This is a genomic window from Aeromonas sp. R6-2, from assembly GCF_040908155.1.
Taxonomy (GTDB): Bacteria; Pseudomonadota; Gammaproteobacteria; order Enterobacterales; family Aeromonadaceae; genus Aeromonas; species Aeromonas schubertii.
Window position 1 is genome coordinate 46,608 of the sequence record NZ_JBFODE010000063.1, and the last position, 21,359, is coordinate 67,966.

At 65.7% G+C, this 21,359-nt stretch carries 14 protein-coding genes; 10 read left to right on the plus strand and 4 right to left on the minus strand.

The features are described 5' to 3' along the window. The first annotated feature begins 26 nt into the window (after window positions 1-26). On the plus strand, window positions 27-1,655 hold the full coding sequence (locus AB5Y48_RS16785) for an EAL domain-containing protein (protein ID WP_368165209.1): 1,629 nt from the start codon (window positions 27-29) through the stop codon (window positions 1,653-1,655). On the opposite strand, the gene AB5Y48_RS16790 is transcribed toward AB5Y48_RS16785, so the two are convergent. Together AB5Y48_RS16790 and AB5Y48_RS16795 are read right to left on the minus strand one after the other, a co-directional pair. Beyond that, window positions 1,552-2,478: a LysR family transcriptional regulator gene (locus AB5Y48_RS16790; RefSeq protein WP_050665733.1), complete on the minus strand. Its 927-nt coding sequence runs from the start codon at window positions 2,476-2,478 to the stop codon at window positions 1,552-1,554. The two genes, AB5Y48_RS16785 and AB5Y48_RS16790, sit on opposite strands and share 104 nt — an antisense overlap. 44 nt (window positions 2,479-2,522) lie before the next feature. Beyond that, complete coding sequence (locus AB5Y48_RS16795) at window positions 2,523-3,716, minus strand: amino acid aminotransferase (protein ID WP_224161781.1); 1,194 nt, start codon at window positions 3,714-3,716, stop codon at window positions 2,523-2,525. A 239-nt stretch (window positions 3,717-3,955) separates the two neighbouring features. Between AB5Y48_RS16795 and bcsG the strand changes: the two genes are divergently transcribed. The 7 genes from bcsG to bcsC are packed head-to-tail and all read left to right on the plus strand — an operon-like array spanning window position 3,956 to window position 15,725. Next, the gene (gene bcsG, locus AB5Y48_RS16800; protein ID WP_368165210.1) at window positions 3,956-5,590 is read left to right on the plus strand and encodes a cellulose biosynthesis protein BcsG; all 1,635 of its coding nucleotides are present in this window, start codon (window positions 3,956-3,958) and stop codon (window positions 5,588-5,590) included. 11 nt (window positions 5,591-5,601) lie between these two features. Further along, the gene (gene bcsR, locus AB5Y48_RS16805; protein WP_082177933.1) at window positions 5,602-5,790 is read left to right on the plus strand and encodes a cellulose biosynthesis protein BcsR; all 189 of its coding nucleotides are present in this window, start codon (window positions 5,602-5,604) and stop codon (window positions 5,788-5,790) included. Continuing rightward, window positions 5,787-6,446, plus strand: a complete 660-nt coding sequence (locus tag AB5Y48_RS16810) for a cellulose synthase operon protein YhjQ/BcsQ (RefSeq protein WP_050665737.1) — start codon at window positions 5,787-5,789, stop codon at window positions 6,444-6,446. The genes bcsR and AB5Y48_RS16810 overlap by 4 nt, the downstream gene beginning before the upstream one ends. Then, window positions 6,440-9,007, plus strand: a complete 2,568-nt coding sequence (bcsA, locus tag AB5Y48_RS16815; protein WP_368165211.1) for a UDP-forming cellulose synthase catalytic subunit — start codon at window positions 6,440-6,442, stop codon at window positions 9,005-9,007. Before AB5Y48_RS16810 ends, bcsA begins: the two co-directional genes overlap by 7 nt. Next, a complete protein-coding gene (gene bcsB, locus AB5Y48_RS16820) occupies window positions 9,007-11,229 on the plus strand; it encodes a cellulose biosynthesis cyclic di-GMP-binding regulatory protein BcsB (RefSeq protein ID WP_368165212.1) in 2,223 nt (740 codons plus the stop codon). The genes bcsA and bcsB overlap by 1 nt, the downstream gene beginning before the upstream one ends. 12 nt (window positions 11,230-11,241) lie before the next feature. Continuing rightward, window positions 11,242-12,330 carry a cellulose synthase complex periplasmic endoglucanase BcsZ gene (gene bcsZ / locus AB5Y48_RS16825; RefSeq protein WP_368165214.1) on the plus strand — a complete coding sequence of 363 codons (1,089 nt, stop codon included), beginning with the start codon at window positions 11,242-11,244 and terminating at the stop codon, window positions 12,328-12,330. Then, on the plus strand, window positions 12,318-15,725 hold the full coding sequence (gene bcsC, locus AB5Y48_RS16830; protein WP_368165216.1) for a cellulose synthase complex outer membrane protein BcsC: 3,408 nt from the start codon (window positions 12,318-12,320) through the stop codon (window positions 15,723-15,725). Before bcsZ ends, bcsC begins: the two co-directional genes overlap by 13 nt. Window positions 15,726-15,740: 15 nt before the next feature. Here the strand turns inward: bcsC and AB5Y48_RS16835 are convergent, their stop codons facing one another. Then, entirely contained in the window at window positions 15,741-16,016 is a 276-nt protein-coding gene (locus AB5Y48_RS16835) for a metal/formaldehyde-sensitive transcriptional repressor (protein ID WP_136612719.1), read from the minus strand. A 68-nt stretch (window positions 16,017-16,084) separates the two neighbouring features. On the opposite strand from AB5Y48_RS16835, the gene dmeF reads away from it, so the two are divergent. Further along, window positions 16,085-17,086 (plus strand): CDF family Co(II)/Ni(II) efflux transporter DmeF, encoded by a 1,002-nt coding sequence (gene dmeF / locus AB5Y48_RS16840; RefSeq protein ID WP_368165217.1) that lies wholly within the window; start codon window positions 16,085-16,087, stop codon window positions 17,084-17,086. On the opposite strand, the gene AB5Y48_RS16845 is transcribed toward dmeF, so the two are convergent. Further along, complete coding sequence (locus tag AB5Y48_RS16845) at window positions 17,040-17,432, minus strand: hypothetical protein (RefSeq protein ID WP_050665743.1); 393 nt, start codon at window positions 17,430-17,432, stop codon at window positions 17,040-17,042. The two genes, dmeF and AB5Y48_RS16845, sit on opposite strands and share 47 nt — an antisense overlap. Window positions 17,433-17,662: 230 nt before the next feature. Here AB5Y48_RS16845 and pulA point away from each other — a divergent pair, with 230 nt between their 5' ends. After that, window positions 17,663-21,292, plus strand: coding sequence for a pullulanase-type alpha-1,6-glucosidase (pulA, locus tag AB5Y48_RS16850; RefSeq protein ID WP_368165219.1), 3,630 nt, complete (start codon window positions 17,663-17,665; stop codon window positions 21,290-21,292). Window positions 21,293-21,359: the final 67 nt, after the last annotated feature.

Below are 21,359 nucleotides of genomic sequence, written 5' to 3' on the forward strand. Positions count from 1 at the left end.
TCGGGGCTGTGCTACCGTGCCGCCCCATGAGTTGCCACCGCCTCGCCCTGACACTGTTGCCCAGAGACCTCTCCCTGCCCCGGGCCAGGGGTGGCATCACCTTGCTGGTGTGGCTGCTGTGCTTGCTGGCGGGCAGCGGTTTGCAGCTGCGTCTCTATCTGGCAGAGACAGAGCAGACCCTGGAGGCGCGCTCCCGTCAGGCCATCGGGCTGCTGGATCGCATGCTCTCCTACGCCAACGTCACCAACCGTTCTCTCCTCGACGCCCCCTCTACTCCCTGTAGCCGCAAGGTGCAGGGCTGGCTACATACCCAGGTGGCTGCCGTACCCTTTGTGCGCACCTTGGGGTTCAACCAGAGGGGGCTGGGGTGTACCTCCATGGTTGGGGTGAGGGATCATCCCCCCCTCTGGGAGGGGGCGCGCCTCTCCCTGCTCCCGGCGGAGCGGGTCTTTCAGTCGAGACCCCTGCTGGTGCTGCGCGAGCGGCGAGGGGAGCGATCGGTCTTCAGCACCATCGACGGGGAGTATGTGCGGCAGATGCTGGGGCAGGCCGCCCGGGATGAGCTGCAGCTGTGGATGCGGGTGGGCGATCTCTGGTTTGACGGGGTGCACCTCTTCCATGTGCCGCCACTCGCCTTCGCCGGATGGGGCAAGCGCCAGACGCCGTCACGGCGCTATCCCTTCACCCTGTATGCCGGCTATCCGGCGCAGCCCCTCTGGTCGGCGCTCTGGAAACAGCGGCGATTCAATCTGCTCCTGCAACTCGCCTTCTCGTGCGCCATGGCCTGGCTGACCTACTGGTTGCTGGGGCGCCCCCGCTCGCCCCAAGGGGAGCTGGCGCGGGCCATGCGGGCCCAGGAGTTTGTCCCCTATCTGCAGCCCCTGGTGGAGAGCCATTCCGGGCAAGTCGTGGGCGCCGAGGTGCTGATGCGCTGGTGTCACCCGGCCGAGGGGATCATTCCACCGGATCAATTCATTCCCCAGGCCGAGGCGTGTGGCCTCATCGTCCCCATGACGGCACAGCTGATGGAGCGGGTCGGTGAGGCGCTCGCCCACTGCCAGCACCAGCTGCCCCGGGGTTTTCACCTCGGGGTCAATATCACTCCCCGCCACTTCCAGGAGAGTGCCTTGCCGGAGCTCTGCCGGCGTCTTCTCGACCGCTTCGAGCCGGACCGCATCAGCCTGATCCTGGAGCTGACCGAGGGGGAGGAGCTGATCGATGACGCCCACACCCTGAGCGTGCTTGCACAGTTGCGCGCCATGGGGGTCAGGCTGGCCATCGATGACTTCGGCACCGGCTACTCCAGCCTCGCCTACCTGCAGCGCTTCAGGGTGGACTATCTCAAGATCGATCGCTCCTTCGTGCGCCACATGGGAAGTGAATCCCTCTCTGGCCACATAGTGGAGAGCGTGATCGATCTGGCCCGGCGGCTCGGTCTGGCCCTGGTGGCCGAGGGGGTAGAGCGGGAGGAGCAGGCGCGTTTCCTGCAAGAGCGTGGAGTGGGGCTGCTGCAGGGTTACCTCTATGGTCACCCCGAGCCCCTCTCGCGTTTTATCGGGTCGTCAGCTCGCTCGCCAGTTGCAGCAGACGCCGGCGCAGCCAGCCCATGGCCGGATCCTGACCGGCCGGGCCAAACCATACCAGAGAGTGGGTGACGGCGCCGTATTCGAAGGGGACCGGGCGACTGACCAGCCCCAGGTGAGCGGCGCAGGCCTCGGCCCAGCCCTGGGAGCAGGTGAGCACCAGGTCGCTGTGGCGGCAGAGGGCGGCGGCGCTGCCAAAGTCGGGCAGGGTAGCACCGATGCGGCGCTGCACCTGGAGCTGGGCCAGTTGCTGCTCGAAGAAGGGGATGGCCAGCTCCTCGTCACGGATGGCGATATGGCGCCAGCTCAGGTAGGTGTCCAGCCCCCAGGGCTGCGCCAGAGCCGGGTGGCCGGGGCGTAGCAGGCAGATGAGGCGGTCCTCGCACAGGGTCTCCCACTCGAGGCCCGGGTGGCGGGGCTGGCTCTGATCGTGGGGCAGGATGACGAAATCGAGTCGCCCCTGGGCCAGGGCATCGAGGCCGCGGGCCTCCTTGCTCCAGACTTCGGGCTCGAGACCGGGCACCTCCTCCATCAGGCGCCCCAGCAGGGGGCTGCCCAACCAGGCCAGGGAGCTCTCGCGCAGGGCGATACGAAGACGGCCCCGCCAGCTGGCGGGGTTGAATTCACCTTCCCCGAGCAGGGCGTTGAGATCGACCAGCAGCCGGTGCAGGCTGGGGCCGAGGCGCTCGGCGAAGGCGGTGGGGATCAGCTGGTTGCCCTGGCGATAGAGCAGCTGATCTCCCAGGGTCTCGCGCAACTGCCCCAGGGTCTTGCTCACCGCCGACGGGCTGGTGCACAGACGCTCGGCGGCCCGGGTGACACTGCGGGTGTCGAGCAGCATGTGCAGGGCCACCAGGTGGCGCACTCCGAGGCGCGAGAGGGCGATGAGATCCATGGGTGCTCCGAAAGCAAGACCCCGCCGGGGCGGGGTCAGGGGGCTTAGCTCAGTACGGCGGCGATGGCGTCGGCCACGTACTCCACATTAGCGCTGTTGAGCCCCGCCACACACATGCGTCCGGAGCGCACCAGATAGACGGCGTGCTCCTCGCGCAGGCGATCCACCTGCTCGGGGGTGAGCCCTGTGTAGCTGAACATGCCGCGCTGGCGAATGAAGTAGCCAAAATCGCGTCCCGGTACCCTGGCGCTGAGCACGCTGTAGAGCTTCTCGCGCATCCCCTTGATGCGGGTGCGCATCTCGGTCACCTCGTCCACCCAGAGGGCGTGCAGGTCGGGCTGGGTCATCACGGCCGCGGTGATCTGGCCACCGTGGGTGGGGGGGCTGGAGTAGTTGCGGCGCACGGTCGCCTTCATCTGGCCCAGCACCCGGGCGGCCTCGTCGCCATCCTGGCAGACCACAGACAGGCCGCCACAGCGCTCGCCGTAGAAGGAGAGGTTTTTGGAAAACGAGTTGCTGACGAAGAAGCTGACTCCGGCGTCGGCCATGGCGCGGATGGCGTAGGCGTCCTCCTCCAGACCATCACCGAAGCCCTGATAGGCGATGTCCATAAAGGGGATCAGGTTCTTCTCAACGATGAGGGCGATGACGCTGTCCCATTGCTCGCGAGTGAGATCCACCCCGGTCGGGTTGTGGCAACAGGGGTGCAACAACACTATGCTGCGCACCGGCAGGCTCTCCAGGCAGGCCAGCATGGCATCGAAGCGCACGCCACCGGTGTCGGCATCATAGTAGGGGTAGTCGTGCACCCTGATGCCGGCACCCTCGAACATGGCCTTGTGGTTGTCCCAGGTGGGATCGCTCACCCACACCTCGGAGCCCGGGAAGTAGCGCTTGAGGAAGTCGGCACCGATCTTCAGGGCACCGGAGCCACCTATGGTCTGGATGGTTGCGATACGGCCGGCCTGGACCGCCTCATGGTCAGCACCGAACAGCAGCTGCTGGACGGCGGTCCGGTAGTTGGCGGCCCCCTCCATCGGCAGGTAGGGGCGCGGGGCCGGAGCAGCGGCACGCCGGGCCTCCGCCTGCTGCACCGAGGGGAGCAGAGGAATACGCCCCTGCTCGTCATAGTAGAGGCCAATACCGAGGTTGACCTTCTGCTCACGGGGGTCTTTGTGGAAGGTTTCGACCAGGGTCAGGATGGGATCGCCCGGGTAGGCATCGACGTGTTCAAACATGGGGGGTCCTTGCTGTGGCTGTTCACTTCGCCGGCCTCCGGCCGGGGCTGACATCATGGCGTAATCCCGGGCCGGTCACAAGTCTGCCAATATCGCAGACACGGCTCACACTCTTACTCCATAACAATCTGATGATATTGATAAAAACAGGCATAATGAGATGACTCATGTATCCATAGGCACGACACAACCTGTCTCTGCCCACTTCGGGCCGGCCAGCGAGAGGTGACCCTCCCCTTATGACTCGACAAACGCACTTCCCTCCGTCTCCCTGGCAGGAGTGGCAAGGTCTGGGGGGATGGAACCTCTACTTCATGGGCAAGCTGGCGCTGCTCTGGGCCGGCTATCTCAACTATCACCCCCTGCCAAACCTGGTCTTTCTGGCCTTTCTGCTGCTGCCCCTGTCGAGACCGGCCTGGCGGAGGGTTCGCCACTGGCTGGCGCTGCCTCTTGGCGTTGTCCTGCTCTACCACGACACCTGGTTGCCGGGCATCGACAGCATCATGAGTCAGGGGGGGCAGCTCTTTTCGTTCTCGTTTGCCTACCTGATGGAGCTGCTGGGGCGCTTCATCAACTGGGATATGGTGGGCATTGGGTTCGTCATGGGAGTGGCCTACCTCTTCCTGGCCCAATGGTTGCGCTTTACCCCCTGGATTGTGCTGGCTCTGGGCTGGCTCTGGCTGGCGCCTCAACTTCCTACCCGGCCCGCGACCGGCAAGGTGGTGGCTCAGTCAGCCGACAAGGTTGAATCTACCGAGCAGCAGGGGATCAAACTGCAGGTCGACGAGAGTGCGCCCCCTACCAGCGAGAACCTCGGCGCCTATCTCAACAGCTTTTATGCGGAGGAGCAGGGGCGGCGGGTGACCTTTCCGACCAGCCTGCCGAGCGATGCCACCCCCTTCGACGTGCTCATCATCAACATCTGCTCCCTCGCCTGGAGCGATGTGGAGGCGAGCGATCTGACCACACATCCGGTCGGGCGCCACTTCGACATCTTCTTCAAGCACTTTAACTCCGCCACCTCCTACAGCGGACCTGCCTCGATCCGTTTGTTGCGTGCCAGCTGTGGCCAACCTGCTCACTCGGATCTCTACGGCGCCGCTCCCCGCCAGTGCCTGCTGATGGAGAACCTGGCCGCTCTCGGATTCGAGCAGCAGGTGGCCATGGATCACTCGGGCGCCTTCGGCAACTACCTCAAGGAGCTGAGTGAGTATGCTGGCTTGCAGGTGACCCCCATGAAACGGGATGGCTTGCCCCATGACCTGACCTCGTTCGACGGTGAGCCCATCTATCGGGACGATGCCCTGTTCCAGCGCTGGCTGGATCAACGGGCCGGGAGCCAGGCCAAGCGCAATGTCACCTTCTTCAATCTGATCGCATTGCACGACGGCAATCGTTATGCAGCCAACCGTCAGCCGGCTCCTTACAAGGCCAGGCTCAAAAATATGCTCGATCAACTGGATCGTTTCCTGACGGCGCTGGAGCAGTCGGGACGCAAGGTGGTCGTGTTACTGGTGCCGGAGCACGGTGCCGCCCTGACCGGCGATCGGATGCAGATGTCGGGCCTGCGGGACATCCCCAGCCCCGCCATCACTCGGGTGCCCGTGGGTGTCGCCCTGATCGGGACCCGTGAACGCCCCCAGGAGGTCCATTACGTCGACGCCCCGAGCAGCTACCTGGCCGTCTCGGAACTGGTCTCCCGTCTGGTGGGGGACAACTGGTTCGACAAGGAGAAGATCGACTGGAGCACCCTGCTGAAGGGGCTGCCAGAGACTCCCTGGGTTGCAGAGAACCAGGGGGCTACCGTGATCGAGTATCAGGATAAGAACTACATCAAGCTCGGGAAGGGGGAGTGGGTCCCCTATCCCCGTTGACGGAGGTCTCTATGCAGGGGCGACCCCTCTCCCCCTTCGGCGTCACGGTCGAGGGGGATCACATCACAGACATCGCCATCGTGCAGGAGGCCTTTGGCGTCTCTCTGGATTATCACGACGTGGCGCAGGAGGAGCGGCTCGAGGCCCTGCGGCGTCGCTACCCCCTGCTGGGAGAGCTGGATATGAGGAATAGACGGTGATCACCATTGCCCTCAATGGCCTGCGTGGCGGAGTGGGAACCAGCGCGACCGTGGCCGGGATCGCCCATGCGGCCTGGCAGGCCGGGCGCCGTGTGCTGGCCCTGGGCCTGTGCCCGAATAATCAGCTGGCGCTGCATTTTGGTCTCTCCATCGACACTGCCGGGTGGTGCTCGCTCGCCGACCCGGCCAGCCAGTGGCAACAGGCGTTGCACACCTGGCAACCCGGACTGGACCTGCTGCCCCGCGGTCAGGGGGGCGAGCAGGGCTCACCGGCCTGGCTCTCGGCCATCTCGGGCTATGACCTGTTGCTGCTCGACTTGCCGGTGGGGGGCGTGGCGGCGGCGGATCGCCGACTGACCCTGGTCCACGGGGATGCCAACTGCCATGTGCGCCTGTTTCAGCATCAGTTTGAGGCGACGGAACGCCTGCTGGTCACCCAGTTCGACAGTAGCCGGGCCCTGCAGCAGGAGCTGATGGAGCTGTGGCAACAGGCGAAGCTGCCCCTGCTCAACATGCGGCTACACCGGGATGAGGCGATGGCCGAGGCGATGGCGCTCAAGCTGCCGGTGGGGGAGCATGCCCCGGATAGCCTGGTGAACCGGGAGCTGACGGCGCTGGCACAGTGGTGCCTGAGCCCCGAGGGGGCACAGTGCTGAGGCTGCTGTTTCGGCCCCATGCCCTGCTCTGGTGCCGGCAGCGTTACCGGCATGGGCGGGAGCAGGGGGCCTCGCGCAGCTGGAGCCTGCTGCTCACCCTGCTCGGGCTGCTCGCCTGGAGCCTGTTTCCCCTTGAGCGCCCCGGTTGGCAGTGGCTGCGCCGGCACAGAACGGCTCTCTTTCCCCAACTCGGTCGCCCCCGCTCGGGGGATCCCCTGCGCGCCCTGATCCAGCTCTGCTGGCTGCTGGTGCGCCGCCCCATCTCCCGTCCACTGCGTTGGCCGTCATCGTGGCAGCGGGCCTGGCAGGCATTCACCGGCGCATTGGGTCGCTATCTGGCCCGCTTCGAGCGCAAGGGGGTCTCGGCCGCCGTGGAGGGGCCCAGGGTCGCCCGCTGGAAGGCCGGCCTCTTCTGCACCTTGGCCGGGCTGCTCAGCCTGCTCTGCATCACCCAACCCTTCGATGCCCTGGCCCAGCTGGTGTTCGTGCTGTCGCTGGCGACCATGGCCCTGGTGTTGCGGGCCATCCCCGGTCGCTACCCCATGCTGATGCTGATGATCCTCTCTATCATCATCTCCTGCCGCTACATCTGGTGGCGCTATACCTCGACCCTGGACTGGCTCGACCCGGTCAGCCTGGGCTGCGGCCTGCTGCTGCTCTTCGCCGAGACCTACGCCTGGGTGGTGCTGCTGCTTGGCTACTGGCAGACCGCCTGGCCCCTGCATCGGCCGCCCGCGCCCTTGCCGCTCGATCAGAGCCTGTGGCCCTCGGTGGATCTGATGATCCCCACCTATAACGAGGACCTCGCCATCGTGAAGGGGACCGTCTACGGGGCGTTGGCGCTGGACTGGCCCAGGGATAAGCTCACCATCTGGCTGCTCGACGACGGGGATCGCCCGGCGTTTCGCGACTTCGCCGAGGAGGCGGGGATCCGTTATGTGGCGCGCACCACCCATGAGCACGCCAAGGCGGGCAACATCAACCACGCCCTCAAGCAGGCGAGCGGGGATCTGGTGGCCATCTTCGACTGCGACCACCTGCCGACCCGCTCCTTCCTGCAGATGACGGTGGGGTGGTTCTTCAAGGACCCCTCCCTGGCCCTGGTGCAGACGCCCCACCACTTCTTCTCGGCCGACCCGTTCGAGCGCAATCTGAGCCGTTTTCGCAAGATGCCCAACGAGGGGGCGCTCTTCTACGGCCTCATTCAGGATGGCAACGACACTTGGGATGCCAGCTTCTTCTGCGGATCCTGTGCCGTTATCAAACGCTCGGCGCTGGACGAGATCGGCGGCATCGCGGTGGAGACGGTGACCGAGGATGCCCACACCTCCCTGCGGCTGCACCGTCTCGGCTATACCTCGGCCTATATCCGCATCCCCCAGGCGGCGGGGCTCGCCACCGAGAGTCTGTCGGCCCACATCGGCCAGCGCATCCGCTGGGCGCGCGGCATGGTACAGATACTGCGTCTGGATAACCCCTTGTTTGGCAAGGGGCTTAACCTGGGGCAACGGCTCTGTTATTTCAACGCCATGCTCCACTTCATGTCGGGGATCCCGCGCCTCATCTTCCTGACGGCACCGCTGGCGTTCCTCATCCTGCACGCCTACATCATCTATGCACCGGCCGGGGCCATCGCCCTCTACATGCTGCCGCACATCTTCCACAGTGCCCTCACCAACTCCCGGTTGCAGGGCAAGGTACGCCACTCCTTCTGGGGAGAGGTGTACGAGACGGTTCTGGCCTGGTATATCGCCCGTCCCACCACGGTCGCCCTGTTCGCCCCCCACAAGGGGAAGTTCAACGTGACCGCCAAGGGGGGGATGACCGACGAGGTCTACCTGGACCTGGAGGTCTCTCGTCCCTACCTGCTGCTGGTGCTGCTTAACCTCTGCGGCCTCGGCTTTGGGGTCTGGCGTATCGCCACCGGTCTGCCCGGCGAGATACCGACCCTGCTCCTTGGCATGCTCTGGGTGCTCTACAACATGACCATACTGGGCGGCGCGTTGGCGGTGGCCTTCGAGTCGCGTCAGGTGCGGGCCAATCCCAGGGTCGAGATGGCGATGCCGGCGGCGATCCGGCTGGCGAGCGGACACCTCTATCCCTGCGTCCTGAAGGATTATTCCAACGGTGGGGTCGGTCTGGAGCTGGAGCACGAGCTTGTTCTGGACGGTCGTGAAGCGGTGTGGCTGCTGCTGCGAAACGGCCTGCGCGAGTCGCTCTTTGCCGCCCGGGTGCGCCGGGTGATGGGGAAAAAGTTGGGGCTGGAGCTGGCCCCCATGACCCGGGAGCAGCATATCGCCTTTATCCAGTGCACCTTTGCCCGTGCCGATACCTGGTCACTCTGGCAGGAGCGACTCGGCCGGGATCGCCCCCTGCACAGCCTGATCGACATTACCCGGCTCGGGTGGAGTGCCTACTGGCGCCTGCTGCGCAGCAGCTTCCTGGCCCCCTTCTGCATCGCCAGCGAAAAACTGGTTCGCTGGCTATTTTCCTTCTTGCCCCGTCGCGTCTCGCCGGATTTCCGGTCTCAGGCTCCGACCCTTGAAACAGTGAAAGGATGATGAACCGACAAGCCTATCTCCTCCCGCTACTGCTGCTTATGCACGGGCCGGCCCGGGCCGACGCCATCGGTCCACAGGCCCAGGTGCCGCCACCGGTAGAGCAACGGGAGCTGACCCTGAAGCAGATCGCCGCGACCCCGGGAACCCTCTCCCTGTTGGGTACGCGGCCCGACGGGCTGGCCGATTTCACCGTACGCCGGGATCAGGTGGTGACCGGTGCCACGCTGGATCTCGATTACACCCCCTCTCCCTCGCTGCTCCCCCTGCTCTCCCAGGTCAAGGTCTACCTGAATGACGAACTGATGGGGGTCACCCCCCTGATGAAGGAGCAGCTGGGGCAGCGCAGTCATGCGCGGATCCCGCTCGATCCCCGTTATGCCAAGGATTTCAACCGTCTCCGTTTTGACTTTATCGGTCACTACCAGAAGGTGTGCGAGAACCCGGCGAGCAGCGCCCTCTGGCTCAACGTCAACCGGGACAGCAAGTTGAGCCTCACCCTGCAGACCCTGCCGGTGCGCAACGAGCTCTCCTTCTTTCCCATGCCCTTCCTCGATACCCGGGATCAGGGCAAGTTGGTGCTCCCCATGGTCTTCAGCGGTGCCGTGCCCCTCATCGAGCAGCAGGCGGCCGGGGTGCTGGCCTCCTGGTTTGGTACCCGGGCCGACTGGCGTGGCCAGCACTTTCCGGTGCTGATCGACCAATTGCCCGAGCGAAACGGGGTCATCTTCGCCACCAACGAGCAGCGCCCCCCCTTCCTGGCCGACTACCCCAAGGTGGATGGGCCCACCATCGACATGATCAGCTCGCCGGATAACCCCTATGTGAAGCTGTTGCTGGTGCTCGGGCGCCACGGAGAGGATCTGCTCACCGCCAGTCGGGCCATCGCTCAGGGCAATGTGCTGCTGCGCGGCCAGAGCGTGCGGGTCGACTACCTGACTCCCCTGGCGCCGCGTCAGCCCTACGATGCGCCCAACTGGCTCAGGCTGGATCGTCCGGTCCGTTTCGGCGAGCTGGTCGAATATGAGGGGCAGTTGCAGGCGAGCGGGGCACAGCCCTGGCCTCTCGCGTTGACCCTGCGCCTGCCGCCGGACCTCTATCTGCTCGCGAGCCGCGGCATCAAGATGGATCTGCGCTACCACAACACGGCCCCCCTCAGTCGGGATGGCTCGCGGCTGGATCTGGCGGTCAACGATCAGTTCATCCGCTCCTATGCCCTCGAGCCCGAGGCGCTCAAGGGGGAGCAGATGCTGACCCTGCCCCTCTGGCTGGCCGGAGACGATGATGCCCGAGCCCTGCGCATGCCGGGTCTCAAGGTGGCCCAGCCCAACCGGCTCAACTTCGTGTTTCAATACGCCGATCGTGTCATCGGGGGGAACTCGGACGGCCGCTGCGACACCATAGTGCCGCCCCCCCAGCGGGTGCGGATCGACGAGGGCTCGACCCTGGATCTCACCGGCTATCGCCACTTCATCGAGATGCCCAACCTCAAGGTGTTTGCCGGGGCCGGCTTCCCCTTCAGCCGTCTGGCCGATCTCTCCGAGAGCCAGATCCTGATGCCGGCCAGACCCCTGCCGGGGCAGATCACTACTCTGCTCGATATCCTGGGGGCCATCGGCGCCGAGACCGGGTATCCGGCGCTCTCGGTGCGCCTGGTGGATGACTGGGAGCAGGCCAGGGAGGCAGATCTCGATACCCTGCTCATCGGTGCCTTGCCCGGGGAGCTGGGTGACGATGCCGAGCCCAATGCCCTGCTGGCGGCGGGCAAGAGCTGGGTCAACCAGCCGCGTCGCCCCTCACAGGGGGATCTGCTGGCCTCTCTCGAGGATCGTCAACCGGAGGCCAGGATCGCCATGAGCGGTAACGGCGCCATCGCCGCCATATTGGGGCTGCAGTCGCCGCGCCACGAGCAGCGCAGTCTGGTGGCCCTGCTGGCGGGAGGAGAGGCCGGGGTCGAGCTGCTCAACAAGGCCCTGCAGGATCCCACCCAGCGCAACAAGATAGGGGGCTCTGTGGCCATCATCCGGGAGTCGGGCGTCAGCAGCCTGACCGTGGGCGAGCGCTACGAGGTGGGTTATATCCCCTGGTGGGAGCGCCTGTGGCACTTCTTTGCCAATCACCCCCTGCGCCTGGCCGGTCTGAGCCTGGTCAGCATGCTGCTGCTGGGTTGGGGCCTGAGACTGCTGCTGGCCGGTGTCAGCCGCCGCCGCCTGAAGGAAGAGTAAGGGATGAGTGCGATGAGACGAATCTGTAGTGCCCTGCTGCTGTGGGGCCTTGCCATGATGCCCGCCTGGGGCGCCTGCGACTGGCCCGAGTGGGAGCACTTCAAGGCCAGCTATCTGGAGGAGGGGCGGGTGATCGATCCCTCCGACCCGCGCCGCATCACCACCTCGGAGGGGCAGAGTTACGCCCTCTTCTTCGCCCTGGTCAACGACGACAGGGAGACCTTCGCCCGCTTGCTGGAGTGGACAGAGCTGCAATTGGCCAGGGGGGATTTGACCGGTTTCCTGCCCGCCTGGCTCTGGGGCAAGCGGGAGGATGGCAGCCTGGGGGTGCTCGACGCCAACAGCGCCTCCGACTCGGATCTCTGGATCGCCTACAGCCTGATCGAGGCAGGGCGCCTCTGGAATAACCACAGCTACTCCTCCATCGGTACCATGCTACTCAGGCGCATCGCCCGGGAGGAGGTGGCTACCCTGCCGGGTCTGGGTCCCGTGCTGTTGCCCGGCCCCACCGGCTTTAACCAGGGAGAGCGCTGGACCCTCAACCCCAGCTATCTGCCCCCCCAGTTGCTGGCTCGCTTCGCCTCCTTCCGGGGGCCCTGGCAGGGGCTGCACGAGACCCTGCCCGCCCTCCTCACCGGCAGCGCCCCGCAGGGCTTCGCCCCTGACTGGGTCGATTGGGTTGCGGGTCACTGGCAGGCCAGCGAGGGCAAGGGTGGCATGGGCAGCTATGACGCCATCCGCGTCTATCTATGGCTTGGCATGCTGGCCGCAGACGACCCCGCCCGCGCCGCCCTGGTGGCGCATTTTTCCCCCATGCTGCAGGCCATTGATTCGACCGGCACGCCGGAGCGGGTCGAGGTGCAAAGCGGCAAGGTCGTGAGCCGGGGCGGGAGCGGATTCGCCGCTGCCCTGCTGCCCCTGGCCCGGGGCACCCCGGGTGCCGAGGCTCTGCGTGCCCGGGCGAGCCGTGAGTCGAGCCGGAGCGATGCCTACTACGGCAGCGTGCTCACCCTGTTTGGGCTGGGTTGGGATCAGGGGCGTTATCGCTTCGCGGCGGACGGCACCCTGCAACCGGCGTGGAGCGGCACATGTCAGCCCTGAGTGCCCTCTGCCTGCTGGGGGCACTGCTCGGCAGCACGTCTGTGCGGGCCGAGGTAGAGCCGGTCAGCTGGCTGCTTGGACAGATCCGGCTGGGGGAGGCGACCGGACGGGAAGATCTGGTGAGCAACTCCCTCTACTCCCTCTCGCTGATCGAGGGGGCGAGAGGCGAATTGCTGGCGGCCCAGGCCCGCCAGGCCCTGCGATTGGGCAAGGTCGATGAGGCGCGCCGCCTGCTCGGCGAGCTGGGCAAGCTGGCACCGGATTCCCCCCTCTATCGCCAGGGGATGGCCAACCTGGCCCTGAACGAGCCGGCCAAACGGCAGCAGCTGCAGCAGGCTCGCCTGCTGAGCCGGGCCGGGCGTCTCGATGAGGCACTCTCTCTCTATCGCTCCCTGCTGGTAGAGGGGCAGGCCCCCAATCTGGAGCTGGCGGTGGAATATGCCCTGTTGCAGGCAAGCATCCCCTCGCTCCATCGCCAGGGGATGGCCGAGCTGGTGCGGCTCAACCGGGATTATCCGGGGCAGCCGGCCTTGCAGGCCGGGCTGGCCGACCATCTGCTGGCCGACGGTCGGCAGCGGGAGGCCTTCACCCTGCTCGAGAAGATGGCTCAGAGCCCCTTCTCCCGTGGCAGTGCGGCCAGCCTCTGGCTCGGGGCGATCCGGGATATGCCGGTCGGGGAGTCGAGTATCGCCGCCCTGGAGCGCTTCATCACCGTCTTCGGCAGCGGCGACGAGGTCACCTCGGCCCTGGCCATGCTGGAGGAGCAACAGAGCCGGTGGGCCTCACCCGCCTTCCGGGCCCGGCAACGAGCCCTGGCCGGGGAGGCGAGCCTGGCCGAACTGAAGCGGGCGCTGGCCGCCAATCCCGACGATGTGGCATTGATCGGTGCCCTTGGGCAGGCGTACTCCCGCGCCAACCAGCGGGCCCTGGCCATCGCCCAGTTCGAGAGGGTGCTGCGCGAGCCGGGTCTCGATGACCGGGCCAAGTGGCAGGGGCTGCTCGATACCAACCGCTACTGGTTGCTGCTGGAGCAGGCCGACGGGGCCCTCGAACGGGGAGAGGCCTCGCTCGCCGCCAAGCGTTATCGACAGGCGGTGCGGCTCGACGCCAAAGAGGCGGAGGGATGGCTCGGGCTCGGGGATGCCAACCTGGCTCTGGGGGACGAAGCGGCAGCCGAGCAGGCCTATGGTCAGGCCCGCCGTCTGGTCCCGGGGGATAGCCGTCCCCTGCTCAAGTTGTTTGCACTCTATCGTGCCCGGGATCCCGAGCGAGCCCTGGACCTTATCGAGGGGTCGCCGGCGTTGGCCGCCCAAGGGAAGCGGCTGCGCAGCGAACTCCTTCAGCAGCAGGCCGATAGCCTGGCAGAACAGGGAGAGCAGAGCGGGGCACAGGCCCTGCGCCAGCAGGCCCTGACCCTGACGCCGGAGGACCCCTGGCTCACCTACCGGGTGGCCAGCACGCTGGCCGAGCAGGGGGAGGCCGGTCGCGGCGAGCTGATGTTGCGCGGTGGTCTTGCTCTCTACCCCCGGGATGCGGCCTGGTATCGGGCCCTGGCTCTCTATCTCTCGGGCCAGGAGAGGCCAGAGGAGGGGCGGCGGGTGCTGGCGCGCCTGCCCAAAGCCCAGTGGAGCGAGGAGATGGGGGCCCTGGATCGGCGGTTGCAGCGAGAGCAGACCCTGACCGAGGCCAGACGCTTGCATCAGGAGGGGCAGCTGGCCGCTGCCGAGGCGCATCTGCGCCCCCTCTTGCCCGACCCCGAGGCGCTCCTGCTGTTGGCCGGTTGGGCCGCACAGCGAGGGGAAGGGGCCGAGGCCGATGCCTTCTACCGGCGTCTGCTCGAGGTCGAGCCCGGCAGTCTTGAGGCGCGTATCGGCCTCGCCGAGCTGGCGCTGGACCGTGGTGACAGGGCAGCGGCGAGAGAGTGGTTGCCCCCCTGGCCTGACACCCTGCCGCCGATTGGGGAGGCGGGGGGGTGGCGCGAGGTTGCCAACCTCTATCAGGCCCTGGGAGAGAGCGCCCGGGCCGAGGCCATCTTCACCGCCTATGCCCCGTCGATGGCGCAGGCCTCTTCCCGCGACAGTGCGCTGTTTTGGCGCGACGGGGCTCGCCAGCGTTTTGCCACCGGGCAGACCGGGCAGGCCATCGAGCTGGATCGCAAGGCCATGGCCGCCGCCGGCCTTATCCCGGATGCCGGGGTGAATGAGGGGGATCTGACGCGAGCGACCCGTGCCCGTGAGGGGGAGGAGTGGCTTGCCGCCAGCCTGCGTGCCGATCTGGATCGCCACTATCGCCAGAGCCAAACCACCGTCTCGTTTGACAGCGACTACTGGGGCTCCAGTGGCACGGGGGGAACGTCCGATCTGCGGGCCCTCACCCAGATGCTGCAGCTCGATACCCCATGGGCGGGAGGCACCCTGTTTGGCCGGATAGAGCGGGTTGACATGGATGCGGGTCACTTCTCGGGGCAGGAGAAGTTCGGTACCTGCGTCGAGCGTCTCTGCACGCCCGGGGATCAGCAGGCTCAGGGGACCCTGGTCGCCGCCGGATGGCACAAGGGGCGCTGGGCCTTCGATCTGGGGACGACCCCCCTTGGCTTCGAGGTGGTGGACTGGAGCGGCGGGGCCTCGGTGCAGGGCGATCTCGGGGATCTGGGGTGGACCTTCACCCTGTCCCGGCGCCCCGTGACCAGCTCCCTGCTCTCCTATGCCGGCACCATGGATCCCGGCACCGGTACTGTGTGGGGGGGTGTGCGGGCCAACGGGGCTCGCCTCGATCTGAGCCACGATCTGGGGGGGGCCGTGGGTTACTGGGGCAGCCTGCAGCAGCACCTGCTGACCGGGGAGAATGTGCCCGACAACTGGCGGACCCGCCTGATGGGGGGCGGCTACTACAAGTTCATCCATCAGGAGCACAGGCGTGCCAGCGTGGGTCTCAATACCATGTTGTGGCACTATCAGCGGGATCTGGGGGGCTATACCCTGGGGCAGGGGGGTTACTACAGCCCCCAGCGTTATTTCTCCCTCTCCCTGCCGGTGAGCTATCGCCAGCGCAGCAGCGACTGGTCGTGGGAGGTCAACGGCTCCCTCTCCTGGTCCCGCTCCCGCAGTGACGACACGCAACGCTACCCGATCTCCGGCCTGGTGCCACCAGCCCTGCCGGATCGGGACGCCATCGAGCGCGGCGGTGGCAGCAGCGGATTTGGCTACACCCTGGGGGGGCTGGTGGAGTACCGCCTGACCGATCACTGGCGCATCGGTGCACGTATCGATATTCAGCAGGCCGACGACTATGCCCCGAGTCACGGGACCCTCTTCCTGCGCTACAGCTTCAAGCCCTGGCAGGGGGATCTCGACATGCCTCCCCGTCCTCTCACCCCCTACGGGGAGTTTGACTAAGCGGGTGCTGCGCCCCTACTTCAGGTAGGAGCGCAGCACCCGGCTCACGCTCTCCAGATCCTGCAGGCGCTGCTGCGGCGTGCTCTCTTCGGCACCCAGGTGTTCCCGCAGATGCCCCTCCAGCACCTCCAGCATCAGGCCGTTGACCGCCCCGCGGATGGCGGCAATCTGCTGCAGTACGGCGCCGCAGTCGGTTTCTTGCTCCAGCGCGCTCTCCAGTGCACCGGCCTGTCCCTTGATGCGGCGTACTCGTGCCAGCAGCTTCTTCTTGTCGTGGATCGTGTGGGACATCTAGGCGCTCCGAACAATGCTCTATATACTGGGGGGGAGTATATTTCATCTTTGCAGGAGCAGCCACCATGTCGTCCCACCCCTTCCCCTGTCACGCCCCTCTGGTCAACGAGGGGAATCCGCTCGCCGAACGCAAGACCCGCTGGGCCGTGCTGCTTACCCTGGTGATGATGGTGGCCGAAATCGGTGGCGGCTGGTGGTTCAACTCCATGGCCCTGCTGGCCGACGGTTGGCACATGAGCTCCCACGCGCTGGCGCTCGGGCTGGCGGTGCTGGCCTATCGGGCGGCCCGTCACTTCGCGCGGGATCGCCGCTTCTGTTTCGGCACCTGGAAGATAGAGGTGCTGGGGGGCTTCACCAGTGCCCTGATGCTGATCGGGGTCGCCCTGCTGATGCTGGTGGAGTCCACCGAGCGGCTGCTTAACCCGAGCGAGATCCACTACCAGCAGGCGATCGCCATCGCCGTGCTGGGGCTCATGGTCAACCTGGCCTGCGCCTGGTTGCTCAAGGATGACCACCACGGCCATCATCATGGCCACGATCACCACCATGGCCATCATCATGGCCACGATCACCACCATGGGCATCATCACGACCAGGGTCACCATCATCACCAGGATCTCAACCTGAGGGCGGCCTATCTGCACGTGCTGGCCGACGCCGCCACCTCTGTGCTGGCGATCCTGGCCCTGTGTGGCGGCCTCTGGTGGGGGGCCAGCTGGCTCGATCCCGTCATGGGGATCGTCGGTGCCGGCCTGGTGGGGGTCTGGGCGATCGGACTACTGCGTCAGACCGGGCGGGTGCTGCTGGATGCGGAGATGGACGCTCCCGTGGTGGAGGAGATCCGCGAGCTGGTGGCCGAGGCCCCGGAGGGGGCCACCATTCGGGATCTCCACGTCTGGCGGGTGGGGCAGGGGAGCTATGCCTGCATGCTCTCCCTCTGGACCGAGGAGGCCCTGAGTGCCGATCAGATGCGCGAGCGGCTCGCCATCCACGAGGAGCTGGTCCATGTGACGGTGGAGATCACCCCTTCTGTCCTTCGTGATAGACAGCGCCCAGCAGTAGCCTGAGCAGCAGATCCGACGGGTCGTCCAGCAGATGGCCCGTCTCCAGCAGCAGAGCCCCCTGGGGGCGGTAGCTGAGGGCGGCGTGCACCTGGCCCCTGGGATCGCGCACCTTGATGTGGCCGATCAGCTCACCGTTGGGGCCCGGATGGCAGTGCAGTTCCAGGGTGCGCTCCTCACCCAGCAGGGTGAAGTCCCGGGTGTGGGGCGGGGCATCCTCGTAGTCGGGCCAGCCGAAGAAGCCGAACTGCTCTGCCAGGGCACCAGCCTGCTGGCAGAAGTCGGTAAAGAGGCGCAACAGACTCCTGTACTCTTCATCCAGTCGCAGCGCCTGCTCCTTGCTCCTGTTCATATTCACTCCTTGGATGAGGGACCCTTTCAGTTCAACTCTCCCGCTTCATGCGCGTCTGTGAGCCATCTCCAAATTTCGGATAAAAGCCACCATCCAGCTGATAGAAAAGGATTTTCTGCCAAAGAGATCACGGTCATCCCCCGCATCACCTGATTACTATGTCGTCGCCCGAGCCATCGGGCCATGGACACACAGGTCCAGAGACAAACTACAGCGGGAATAATAAAAATATGGATATGAAGAAGACCAAAGTGGCACTGGCGACAGTGTCACTGCTTGCCCTATTGTCCGGATGTAACGGCAATGACTCCACCACGGCTCCCGTGGTGCCCCCCTCAGATGGTCCCGTGGCCCGTCTGCCCAATGTGACCCCTCCCGGTGAGTTGGTGACCGCCGGCAAGAACGAGGCGGTGATCGCCCTGGTCGATACCCAGCGTGCCGCCGCCCGCAGTGCCGATGCTCCTTACACCGACTGGAGCATGCACCTGTGGAACAACGATGCCTGCAGTGCCACCGATCCAGCCGGCCTCAACAGCGACTGGAACGACAAGTCCAAGACCCCGATCCAGTCTGACAACTTCGGTCCGGCCTGGGTGATCCCCCTGGCCAAGGTCGAGGGGTGCATCAACTTCATCGCCCGTGACGGCAACCTTGGCAAGCTGAGCAACGACCTCAAGGTACAGTTTGCGGAGCATCCGGATCGCACCGTCGCTATCGTGGCCGGCAAGGATCAGATCTACGGCACCCGTGCCGAGGCCTTCACCGCCGCCTTCGGGGTGGCGGGGGCCAGTGCCCACCTCATCGACGGTGAGACCCTGATCTGGGAAGGGGGTAAGGATAAGGGGCTGGTGCGCCTCTACTACTCCGATAGCGGCCCGATCCAGGCCAACGAAAAGGGCGAGTTCGTCTTCCCCTATATCAGCCTGACGCCGGTCGAGTTGACCGAGGCCCAGAAGGCCAAGTATCCCCACCTCAAGGAGAAGGCGGCCTTCCGCCTGCCGGCCGGCAAGGATCTCAAGCCGCTGCTCAAGGGGGAACTGGTGGCCCTGGCGACCGATGGCGAGGGCATACTGCAGGGGGCGACCCTGGTGCAGAGCGCCGGTGCCCTCGATGCCCTCTATGCGGGCAACGCCAAGGGGCTGGAGTACGGTGCCCAGGTCAAGGATGGCAAGGTGGCTTTCCGCCTCTGGGCGCCGACGGCCAAGTCGGTCAAGCTGGCACTCTACGACGCCAATCATCAGGCGTTGGGCGAGCAGGTCATGAACTATGACGCGGCCAGCGGCAGCTGGAGCTATCAGGGGGGCAGCGAGCTGGTGGGCAAGTTCTACCGCTTCGCCATGGAGGTCTACCACCCGATCAGCCGCAAGCTGGAACGTTATGAGGTGACGGACCCCTACTCCCTGAGCCTCTCCATGAACTCCGAGTTCAGCCAGGTGGTGGATCTCGAGGATCCGGCCCTCAAGCCTGCCGGTTGGGACGACCTCAAGGCTCCCCACAGCCAGAGCAAGCCGGCCGATATCACCATCTATGAGGCCCACGTACGGGATCTGACCGGTAACGATGCCTCTACCGATGCCGCCAAACGCGGCAAGTTTGTCGGCCTGACCCAGGCCAACTCGGTGCCGGTGCAGCACCTCAAGTCCCTGGCCGAGGCCGGGGTCAGCCACCTTCATCTGCTGCCTGTGTTCGACATCGCCACCGTCAACGAGGATCCGGCCAAGGTGGCCAATCTGGACGATCCCTTCAGCAAGCTGTGCCAGGTCAATCCGGACGTGACGAGCTCGGAGTTTGCCGGCTACTGTGCGGGCGGCCAGACCGTCGGCCAGGTGCTGGAGAGCCTCAAGGGGAGCGACAGCAAGGCCTCGCCCAAGGTGCAGGCCCTCTACGGCTACGTGCGCGGGGTGGACTCCTTCAACTGGGGTTATGACCCTTACCACTACACGGTGCCGGAAGGCTCTTATGCCACCAATGCCGAGGGGACGACCCGCATCAAGGAGTTCCGCGAGATGGTGCAGTCCATCAAGCAGAACATCGGCATGAACGTGGTGATGGACGTGGTCTATAACCACACCAATGAGGCCGGGCTCGGCTCCAAGTCGGTGCTCGACAAGATAGTCCCCTGGTATTACCAACGCCTCAATCCGGAAACCGGTGCGGTCGAGAACTCCACCTGCTGCTCCAACACGGCGCCGGAACACGCCATGTTTGCCAAGCTGATCGAAGACTCTCTGGTCACCTGGGCCAAGGAGTACAAGGTCGATGCCTTCCGCTTCGACCTCATGGGCCACCATCCCAAGTCACAGATGGTGGAGGCCCTGGCGGCGGTGAAGAAGGTCAACCCCGAGATGTACTTCTACGGCGAGGGGTGGAACTTCGGTGAGGTGGGGGACGACAAGCGCTTTGAGCAGGCGACCCAGAAACACCTGGCCGGCACCGGCATCGGCTCCTTCTCCGATCGCCTGCGCGACTCGGTGCGTGGCGGCAGCCCCTTCGACGGTGGCAACGGCCTGCGCGAGAGCCAGGGCTTCGGCAACGGCGCCTTCGTCTACCCCAACGAGATGAGCAAGGTGAGCAAGGAGCAGGCCCTGCACCTGGCGGATCTGACCCGTCTCGGCATGGCCGGTAACCTCAAGGCCTTCGTGTTGACCGACAAGGATGGCCTGCCCAAGCGCGGTGACGAGATCGACTACAACGGTCAGGCGGCCGGTTATGCCCAGGATCCTGTCGAGATCCAGAACTATGTCTCCAAGCACGACAACCAGACTCTGTTCGACATCCTCGCCTACAAGGCGCCAGAGGGGGCGGATCTGGTGCGCATGCAGGGGGTCTCGCTGGCCACTGTGCTGCTGGGACAGGGCATTCCCTTCACCCACGCCGGCAGCGAGCTGCTGCGTTCCAAGTCCATGGAGCGAGACAGCTACGACTCGGGTGACTGGTACAACAAGGTGGACTACACCCTGACCGACAACAACTTCGACAAGGGGTTGCCGCGCAAGGACAAGGACGAGGGGAACTACGACCTGATCGAACAGGTGCTGGCCAAGCACGCCAAGCCGAGCGGTGCCGACATGGTGCGGGTCAACGGCTTCTATCAGGAGCTGGTGCGTCTGCGCTACTCCACTCCCCTGCTGCGTCTGGGCAGTGGTGACGAGGTGATCAAGCGGGTCGACTTCCGTAACACGGGGCCGGGTCAGGTGCCTGGGCTGATCGCCATGACCATCGACGACGGCAGCAAGGCCGGCGCAGATCTGGATGCCTCCGCCGACGGGGTGCTGGTGGTGATCAACGCCACCAACAGCGAGCAGAGCGTTGGTAACTTCGTGGATAGCGAAGGTCAGCCCATCGACCTCTCGACCCTGGTGCTCAGCGACAGGCACAACGTGGCCGGCATCGCCGGTGACTCCCGGGTTGAAGGGAGCGTGGTCAAGGTCTCTCCCTGGTCGGCTGCCCTCTTCGTCAAGCCCCAGAGCGCCGAGCGCAGCGGTCTGCCGGTGGGCAAGAAGGTGGATCTCGCCACCGTGCCGCCCTTTGGCAACACCAAGGTCTATCTGCGTGGTCTGTTGGGCCAGTGGGATGCGGTCAACGAGTTCGCCTTCGGCGGCAACTACGCCTATCAGTTTGCCACCGAGGTGGCGGCCGACAAGGTGGGCACGACCGAGGCCAAGGTCGCTGATGCCAATTGGGGCAGCCTCAACTACGGCAAGTGCGATGACACCCCGACCCTGAAGGCCGGTGAGCAGGTCACCCTGTGCAAGAACGGCGGTAATCTGGCCGTCGAGCTGGGTCAGGCCGGTCGCTTCACCTTCACCCTCAAGGCCCAGGACAAGGAACACCCGACCCTGGCCCTGAGTCTGCAGTAAGGATCCCGGCCCGCCAGCGGCTCGGCGCCGGCGGGTCCGCTTCCGTCTTCGGGCGGAATAACACCGA